Below are 8,467 nucleotides of genomic sequence, written 5' to 3'. Positions count from 1 at the left end.
TTCTTCGTTAAATTTACTTGCAATAGGCCAGCTATTGACGCGAAATTTGCCTTGCTTATCATATGAAAAGAAGAAAAACTATCAAGCTAGCGATTCATAAAATTAATTTTTTCTTATATTTCAATTTGTTAAATATCTCTTAAACCAAGTTCAGGTTAAATAATAAAAAAGCGCGGCTGTTCATTACAGCCGCGCTTTACTTTTTCATTAGAAAATTTAGTTATTGGTTAATATTTAAATTAACGTCAGTCATTAACCTTAGTAGTTAATGTCATTTATTAACGGCAATATTAAAGTACTTTCCAAACACCAGCAACACCAGGCTCTTCACCTTTAGTCCACCAGCCAGCGCTATAATTTACGCCATTGTGCGTTACTTTATCAGCGCCGTTGTAAACTAAATCTGCACGCCAAGCTCTTACTTGACCATCGTCTGGAATAACTTCAGACCATGCTGCGCTTTGATCAGGCTGTTCACCTTTAGTCCACCAGTTAGCTTTGTAAGTCACATTATTATAAACAACAGTATCACCTGTGTTATAAATTTTGCTGCTATCCCATGTGCTAGTGCCACCACCAGTATCTTTATTGGTGACTGTTACAGTAAAGCTTTGTGACGTTGTTGCAGTTCCGTCACTCACATCAACACTCACGGTAAAGTTAGTATCAGCAGTTACTTCTGCTGCCGTTAACGTTACATTAGCACCTGAACCTGCTAGCGTTAGGCCTGCAGGTACTTGCCAAGTGTAAGTTAGGCTATCGTTATCAGCATCAGTTGCAGAAACAGCAATGCTTGTTTGCATGTTTTCTTCTACGCTAACATCACTAATAACCGCGACAACAGGAGCAGTGTTACCTGTAGATGGAGCAACAACAGTTAACATTGCTGACTTATTAACATTTGCTGTACCGTCAGATACTGTAACCGTTACTGGGTAACTAGTAGTTTGAGTCACATTACTTGCCGTAATAACAACATTGGCAGTATCGGTTGCTGTTGCTGTTAATGCGCTATCAACAGTCCAGCTATAAGTGAGTGGGTCGTTATCAGCATCGGTTGCACTTGCTGAAATGGTAATAACTTCACCAGCATTCACTGAAAAACTACTCGCTAAACTAACTACTGGTTTTTTATTTGTTGGACCACCCGTGCCACCTAAACCTTCATGCATAGCATTAAGAATATCGCCATTATCTGCATCAATTTCCCATGCAAATAAACCACCTAAGCCATTTGTGGTAACGTATTCACCTTTGGCAATTACTGAGCGAGGGCTATCGTAAGTGATTAATTTTCCTGATTGCTTATTCCACACGTAAGCAGCTTCAGCAATTTCATCGTAACCTACTTCAAAACCATTAACGCCAGTACCATTAGCGCCAACCATGTGTTGAGCAACACCTTTGTAGTCAATAACACCCGCTTCCCATACACCTTGTGCGCTCGTGCCGGTAAGTTTTCCGTTACCTGGAGCTGTCATAGGGTTGTCTAAAATAGTGGCATTTTCAGGTGTTACACCTTCCCAGCCACGGCCGTACATTGCGGTACCTACAACAATTTGTTTTGCTGGTACGCCTTGAGCGAGTAATAAGTCTACCGCATTAGTAATAGTATAAGCAGGACCTTTACGTGGGTTACCTTCATCGTCTAAGCCAGTGCCATTACATTCATCAACACTGATATGGCTACCACAATTTAAGGCAGTTTGATGACCAGTTACATTGTTCCAACCGCCAAAGAAGTCATAAGTCATGGCAAAAATGTAATCCATAAATTGTGCTGCTGCAGCGTAATCTACGTCTTCAATTTTGTCATAGCCCGAGCCGATAGCTGAGGTTAGTTCGTAAGTACGACCTGTTTCTGCTTCTAACTCGTTTAACATGGTGCGTAACTCTTGCATCAAAGCCACGTAAGCTGGACCATCATTAACTGGGTCACCTAATGTTGGAGACGCGCCGTTTCCACCTGGAAATTCCCAGTCAATATCAACACCATCGTAGAACTTCCATGTTTTTAGGAAGGTTTTCATTGAGGCAACAAAAACGTCACGATTAGCTTTTTCAGTAAAGCCATAGAAAGGATCAGATAAAGTCCAGCCACCTACAGATGGAAGAATTTTTAAATCTGGGTTGCGTTGTTTTAACGCCATTAATTGTGCGTAAGTACCGCGAATTGGATCTTTAGCATCAATACCCGGTAGTGCTTTTTGAATTGCAGCCCACGGATCGTGTATTACTACTTCATAATCAGCCGAGCCAGCACAAGCAGTTTCTAAAGCACGCCAGCTATTGCCATTTTCAATTTCTTTGAGTGACTCGTTAGCGCCACAAATTGGAATAAAACCGTATAAAATATGCGTTAAGTTATCTACTGGTATTTGGCTCACATCGTAGCCACGACCGTAAATACCCCATTCAACAAAATAAGCACCTACTACGTTATCAATTTGTTTAGGATACGTTTTATTATTAGGATCGATATTCATTGCAAGTGGTGCTAAATGACCACCGTCAGTATCGGCAATTACAATTTCTTTTTGTGCACTAGTGGCACAAACTGCGCCTTCACATAGTTCAATTGTTAGCTGATGGCGACCAGACTTGTCATAAGGAAAAGTAATAACACCACTTTTAGTACCGGCTGCCAATGTGCCCTGATTTACTACGGTATTATCAAAATACACCTTGTAGCTGTCGCCGCCTGTGCCGCTCCATGAGTTCCATTTGATACTAATATCAACCACTTCTTTGGCAGTAACTAAATCTTTATATGAGCCAAGCCCTTCAAGATTTACTTCAACGAAAGAGTAATGTTGTGGTGCCCAGTCAATACTTGGCGCAGCAGGAGCTGCACTGACTTGTAATGACGAGAGTGCGGTGCTAATTGCACACGCCGTAAGTAGTTTTTTGTACATAATAACCTCTTATTATAAGTGCTGAATATTCAGCGTTTTTTAGTTGCGGGGGATTCTGTTAGTTAACCTAATGATTAAAGTTGCTGCCAAACTGCACTGGTGCCCGGAGTTTCACCTTTGGTCCACCATTTAGCTTGATAACTGATTTGCTCATGACTGACGACAGCACCTTTGCTGTATTCATTTTGGGCGCGCCAAATTGTTGCGCCACCGCCGGTTGATGTTTCTAACTGCCATGCGCTGCTGTTACTCGGTGCTTGGTTTTTATTCCACCATTTCGCGGTATAGACTTGGTTTTCGTAACTTACTTTATCGCCCGTTGAATAGGCGATGTCGCTTTGCCATGGTGGAGTTGTTGGATCAACAACGATATTTTTTACGGTTACCGTGAAGCTTTTTGTGGTAGTTAACATGCCATCAGATACTGCAACACTGACGTTGAAATCAGTATCTTGTTCAACGCTTGGTGCGTTTAACGTAATATTGGCATCGTTGCCAGTAAAGCTCAGCGGGCTAGGAATCGTCCAAGTAAAGTTTAAGTTTGCTTGTTCATCATCAAAAGCATGAACATGAATGGCTGAACTAGTGCTTTCATCCATGATTAGGTTGGCAATATCATGTACAACAGGCGCAGTATTAACTGCCGCAGGTTTCACTGAAAGTACAAAAGTATGATCTTGGCTAGTTAAATAAACGACATTACTTAATAAGTTAGCTTGATCAAATTGAATATTATCTTGGGCATCTTTCACGCCAATATTAAGTAAGTGAGCGTAATTTAAATTAAGTGTTTCGGCTAAGTCGTTAGCCCAAGTCGCTTGATTATTATCAGTAACATTGAGTTGTTGGCTGACTAACTCTTGTCCTGTTGCGTCAAATACGCGCAGACTAACACTTTCGCCTGCAACCGCGGTTTGACCTTGTTTTAGATAAAAGCCTGCGTCAAACCAAGTGTCGGGTTGAATACCATCACGAACAATGGTGATATCACTACAGTTATAAAAGCCTTCACCAACAACATCATCGCGTTGCCAGCGGGTATATAGTACGGCATCGCCAACACGGTCTGCTGGAATATTGACTTGCATTTCATAGAAACGATTACCGTCAGCATCTTTAATAAAATCAACATTGCCATGCGATTGCACTAAGTTAATATCATCCCAAGTTAATGGCATGATATTACCGTCATAGCTTGGATTACTTAAATAAAACTCCCAAAAACTTGGGTTATGTGGGGTAGTGGCTAAAAACTTAATGCTGATATCGCCATTGGCATTAGGTACTACATCACTACGCTGCCAATGTGGTGAAGGTATATCCATACCTTTTTTCTTGCTATCGCCACCCGCACATAAAGTGCCATTAGGTATATTCGCTTGTACTTCAACTAAGTTATTAAAGTCGCGCGTATTAACAGCAAACTCATGTTGCTGAACAAATTGAAAATGTCCTGAACTTAAGTAAGCGCCTCGACAGGCGGCGTTAGGAATATTTGAGCCATCTTCAGGCCACCAGTACCCTTGTTGAAGCTCACAAAAAGCTTGGCGAGCCATAGGGCTATACATGTAACCGTGCGCCGATACTTGATTGCTGGCGCCACATAGAACGCTGGTAAGTACCAAACTTAATGCGGCAGATTTATAATTTAAGTGATTTTTAAGCATAACTGTCCCTTAGCCATAAAATATGTGTTTTATGACGGTCTTGTACTGACGTAATGAATAATTGTGATTCGTTGTTGAAGTGTGGGCGCTTTTATTAAAGCGCCCACATTTTAGGTGCTATAGACTACAAACACTGTCCCAGTCTGCGCCGCCAGGTGTCGAGCTTGTCCACCATTTGGCTTTATAAACCGTATTATTATGAACAACCATGTCACCTGCATTAGCATGACTTGAGTTACCCGCCCAATCTTTTTGTGGGAACTCGGGGTAAACTGATAAGCCGGCTACATTAATACCGTCACACGTTGTTGTGCCGTTACCGCCACCGGTATCTCCGCCGCCATTACCGCCTGAAGTTGCTTCTGGTAGTTTTGGGTATTCAGCTTTGAAGGCAAATACTTTACCGTCTTTTTCTATCGTGAAGTTAGTTGGCCCACTAATCGGCATGTAGTACATTACTTGCGCATTAACGGTTTGACCTGTGGTGAATGATTCAGCAGTGCCACCCCATTCATTGGTTAAGGTAATTGAAAAACGATGGAATTCGTTCTCATAACCTCCAATGTTATTACCTGCGGCATTTGAACCATTTTGTTCAATTTCCATTTTCAACTTTTTCGTTGCATTCCAATTAGATTTAAAGATTGCAGACGTTGATACCGGTACATCAAACGATATTTTAGCACCTGAAAAGTCAATCGCTGAATTGTTGGTAAATGCAAACGTTGGGCTGATCGGGTAGTTTTCATCGCCAACAGGGAAGTCTTTAGCAACAAAGCTTACATCAACCATTTCAGTAGGTTTAACAAAAGCGCTATTACCTTTATCAATACCGTAAGGAGTACCACTTTGATTAAATTTGTCATAAGCAATGGTGGTCATGGTTGAACCCATGAAGTATTCACCTTTCGCCGCGTCAAAATCAAAATCACCAGCAAGCTCCCAGAACATCACACCACCTAAACCGTTATTGATAACGTAATCAACTTTAGTGGCCATTGACTCTTCATCTTCGGTTGAAATAAAGACTTTTTTCGTGTCATTCCATAACCAAGGAGCAACAGCTACGCTGTCATAATGGCGAGTGTAGGTACCTACTAACTTGTCGTTTTCATCATTAGCAGGGTCAAGACCATAAGTTGCTGAGTAGCTACCTACTATGCCATTTTCTAAGTTTTTAACGTGCCATAGTGGGTTAGAGCCGGCAGGAACTTCTCGATCATTTTCGATGTCGTGCCATAAGTTATCGATACCTATTGCGCCATTACCACAACTGTTTTTATCACCAACTCCTGTACCTTTCGGGCAATTAGCTTGATCAGGAAACGCTGCTTGTCCCCATAAACCATTGGTGCCGCCAGTTACATCTTTAAAACCACGAGTGTAATACGGAATACCAATGTTAATACGACCTGCCGATAAACCACCGCGGAAATACTTAACAGCCCAGTCGGTATTTAAGTAACCAATACCTTCAAACTCTTTAGTAGAATATACATCCCATGCAGCAAGCTCTGAATCTAAGCCAGTATCATAAAGTGAGGCATTGTGACCAACATGTGAGTTCCATGCGCCGTGTAAGTCGTAAGACATAATGTTTACGTAATCAAGGTATTGCGTCGCTTGGAATGTTTCCATACCACGTAATAAATACCCCGATGATGGTGAAGCTATAGTTAATAAATAATGTTTACCTGCGGCTTCACCCGCTTTGTCTAAGCTTTCACGTAAAGACTTCATTAAGACTTGATAGGAATTATTTAAATAAGCGCGACGAGCATTTGAAAAAGTGAAGTCGTCAGGGTGACCAGAGTCATTCATTGATGATGGGTATTCATAATCAATATCGATACCATCAAAACCATATTTCTCAATAAATTCAACAGCGCTTGCACTAAATGCTGCAATGCCTGCTTCGTTGACTGTACCGTCAGCATTCGTGGTTAAAGTATAAAAACCGCCATCAGCAACGCGACCATTTTCGCCAAAGTGACCACCTGTTTCTGCCCAACCACCAACTGACACTAATGTTTTCACATCAGGGTATTGTTTTTTGTATTTGTTTAAGAGGTTGAAGTGACCTTTGTATGGCAGGCTAGGGTCCATTTCAGCACCGACAACACCAGGCCATTCCATGTTAGTTGCTGGGTTGTTTGGTGAATTTGGATCGCCAATAGAAACTTTATGATTAGCATCAACGTGGGCAAAGGCGTAATTAATATGAGTAATTTTATCCCACGGAATGTCGTTTACTAAATAACTCGGTTGTTCATTAGCGCCATTACGCCAGCTGGTAAAGTAACCAATAACGCGTCGAGGGTGGTCTGCACCCATAAGTTCACGGCCGTCTTGATCGTAAATAGTACAGTATGGCGTGTTAACACCCGGTGTTTGGTATAAGCCTTCAGGACGACAAGCATCAGCATCGGTACCAGTTTGCCCTTCGGTAACTACGGCAAAGTTAATGGCATTGCTTAGTGATTTCGCGCCTTTATCGTCAGTTGCTTCTACGGTAAAGCTTTGACTACCCAGTGCCGTAGCTGTCCATGCAAAGCTACCAGTATTAGCGTTTACCGTACTAATCACAGAGCCATTTTCAAGTAGCGATAATTGTGTCACTTGGCCATCACTATCGCTACCAGAGAATTCGAAATTAATCACGGTGCCCACTAAAACTTGGCTAGGTAAGCTTGCCATCAGTGTCGCAACCGGTGCTTCATTGACTGGTGTTGTATCGTTAGCGGTAACACTAAAATTAATAGCACTAGTGGTTGTTTTAGCGCCTTTGTCGTCAGTAGCAACGGCAGTTAACACATGTTCGCCAACAATACCTACCCATGAAAAACTATAGGGTGCGTTCGTTAACGTACTTACTTTGGCGTTATTTAAATAGAACTCAACTTGGGCGATAGTGCCATCTGTATCAGAAGCATTTACACTAAAGACAACGCTGTCATTTTCAAGGAAAGAACTACCTGCGGTAGGCGATGTAAAAGACACTTCAGGAGGGAGGTTGGCTGTCACGTCGCCAGCACAGGTGCCTAAGTTTTCCCACTCTTGCCATGGGCCAGAATGTGATACTGGGTTGGTTTTATTCCACCAGTTAGCTTTAAAAGCTTGATTGTTCGTTTGTACAATGGTCCCTTTCACTGAAACTTGGTCAGTTTGCCACTCAGCTAGGTTAGTACAATCGTAAGTTGTTGCGTAAACCGAGCTACTGAGTAAAGCGGTCGATATTGCACACAATTTAAATACACGGTTTGTTGGTTTTATTTTTTTCATGTTATCCCCGTCAACAATTAGTTAACAAATTTCAAAGTCAATTTAAAAGTAACATAAAAAAAAATAGCGTCAATTGTCTCTAAAAGTAGACACTGGATAAGTAAATTGGTTTGATTTATTATTTTAAGTATTATAAATCAATGTCTTAATGGGGTATTTCTGTACTTGTAAATAATCCACCAATTTGTTCATATTTTGTTACATTCTTACGGTTTTACCTTGATGTAAAAAATATGTTAATTAATTGCAGGGCTGATTTACAGAGGCTAGTAGGATAAAAAACAAACAAATGTAATGTTTGTTATATGATATTCTCAATTGTTATATGTAAATGTTACATATCCTGTAGAGCTTTTACTTTAGAAAGAGGGTCTCTAGAGAAATAAAGCGATAATAACCTTTTTTATGGTGTGACTTATTGGAGCATTAATGATTTATCTCTAATTAAGCTGAGCCCAGATTAGCTAGCATTTAATTTATAAATTTATTGTAAGTTAGGTTATAAGTGCAACTGGTCATTGGTTTCACTTATTTATAACTAATTCAAAACATTACCTTTCAAAGGCTCTGCCTTGTATAAATACCCAACAAAAAGCTGCAAAA

3 protein-coding genes are annotated in these 8,467 nt (G+C 40.9%); all 3 read right to left on the bottom strand.

The window, feature by feature from the left end; genetic code table 11:
• Positions 1 to 290: 290 nt before the first annotated feature.
• The gene (locus KO495_RS08885; protein WP_215980056.1) at positions 291 to 2,915 is read right to left on the bottom strand and encodes a glycosyl hydrolase family 18 protein; all 2,625 of its coding nucleotides are present in this window, start codon (positions 2,913 to 2,915) and stop codon (positions 291 to 293) included.
• A 74-nt stretch (positions 2,916 to 2,989) separates the two neighbouring features.
• Positions 2,990 to 4,582 (bottom strand): lytic polysaccharide monooxygenase, encoded by a 1,593-nt coding sequence (locus KO495_RS08880; RefSeq protein WP_215980055.1) that lies wholly within the window; start codon positions 4,580 to 4,582, stop codon positions 2,990 to 2,992.
• Between the two features lie 117 nt (positions 4,583 to 4,699).
• Positions 4,700 to 7,864, bottom strand: a complete 3,165-nt coding sequence (locus KO495_RS08875) for a glycosyl hydrolase family 18 protein (protein ID WP_215980054.1) — start codon at positions 7,862 to 7,864, stop codon at positions 4,700 to 4,702.
• Positions 7,865 to 8,467: the final 603 nt, after the last annotated feature.

The sequence above is a fragment of the Colwellia sp. D2M02 genome (genome assembly GCF_018860755.1).
GTDB classification, from domain to species: domain Bacteria; phylum Pseudomonadota; class Gammaproteobacteria; order Enterobacterales; family Alteromonadaceae; genus Colwellia; species Colwellia asteriadis.
Note: the sequence above shows the minus strand (reverse complement) of the source record. Positions and strands in the feature narration are given on the sequence as shown.